The sequence below is a fragment of the Dethiosulfatibacter sp. genome, from assembly GCF_983023055.1.
Window position 1 is genome coordinate 12,857 of record NZ_CEZJXU010000014.1, and the last position, 1,430, is coordinate 14,286.

General features: G+C 41.1%; 1 protein-coding gene and 1 pseudogene. Both read right to left on the reverse strand.

What is annotated here, in order from left to right; translation table 11 throughout:
* Positions 1 to 965 (reverse strand): annotated as a pseudogene (locus AC3AX0_RS01480) (hypothetical protein); the annotation flags it as partial.
* A 1-nt stretch (position 966) separates the two neighbouring features.
* Positions 967 to 1,430: DUF6063 family protein (locus AC3AX0_RS01485; protein WP_487548530.1), on the reverse strand; the 464-nt coding region annotated here is incomplete at its 5' end.

Genomic DNA, 1,430 nt, shown 5'->3' on the forward strand with positions numbered 1-1,430 from the left:
GTATCAGCCGCTTTCTTCATTTCGCCGGAAAGATTCTTAAGTCCCCAGTATATCCTGCCGATATCTCCATATGCATTTTCAAGGTCTTCATTAATCCGGTCCAGATTTTCCACACTGTTCTCATACTCAATGCTGTCATTTAGAAATCCCATATAGGTTTTCTCGTCATTGATTATCTTGTCATTCTTAACAAGCTCACTTGCATAATTTTTTACAAGAGTCTGTAACTCCACATTATCCATATTGTTCTTTTCAAGCTTGTTTTCTATTACGGGAAGTATCTTCTTCCTGAGAAGGGCATGACTTGACTTTGCATCCTCGAAGAAGGACTTGAGGCCTGCCTCTTCCTTATTTATCTTTAGTATATTGTCAGTCCATTCCTGCTGCACTATGCCGTATTCCGCCAACTTCTTCCTGTATTGTCTCTTGGCTTCCGAAGAATCCGACCACTTGAAGAGAGAAACAAACTCACCATGCTTGTTCTGATGTTTGCTTAAGTCCTGAATCAAGTCATCATATCTTCTCATTGTCTTTCTTCCGCTGTCATCTCTATTAATGACAGGAATGTTGTCAATGTTCCAAGTCTCGTGATAATGGTATTGAATTGTAAAGGCATGTATGTCAAGAGTCTCCCTGTCCTCTTCACCGCCTCTTTTCTTTCTTATCCTGTTCTTCACCACCAGTCCTGTAAGGAGGGTTCCCCCTTCGGAATCCAGCTTCCATTCCGACATGAGAACAGTTGGTCTGTGATTGTTCTTGAAATAGTCGGAGAATTTTCTTGTCTTCAAATCAGTCTTGGGAATGACAGGCTGAAGCATCATCTGAGTCAAAACGGTTTTTCCCCCACCGTTTGCCAGAAGCATCATTGCATTATCTCCTTCGTTGAAATCGAAGGTTTCGTCATATATGTGTCGTGTATCATTGTATATAAGGTTGACAACCCTGAATTTACTTAGTTTCGGCATTTTAATCCTCCGTGAATATGCTTTTCTCGCTAAAAAGCCTCTCTATTGTTTCCTTTCTCTTCTGGTCCAGGAAATAATGACCCATGAGATCAGTAAGCTTCCTTGTGGGCCTGATATTGTCGCTGCTGTATTTAACGAATAGCCCCTGTTTCTCAAGAAAACCTACTACACTTCTCACATATCCATATTTGGAATTTCTGGCTCTCCTGTCCTCGTCATCCTCTTTAAGGGATATCCAGTGTTCCTTAATGGAAACAATATTGTATCCAGTAACTTCCTCTTCTATTTCAACTTCCGTCTTTGATGCCGCCTTTTCCAATCTTTCCGTTGCATAATCAACGACTTCCTTCTCACTTGCAAAGTCCCTTGTCTTAAGCCTTTCCCCTACTCCGCTGTAAAAGAGCTGCATCAGAAGGGTGACAAGATACATGGACAGATATGCAGTTACATTTGTATTTTTACTGC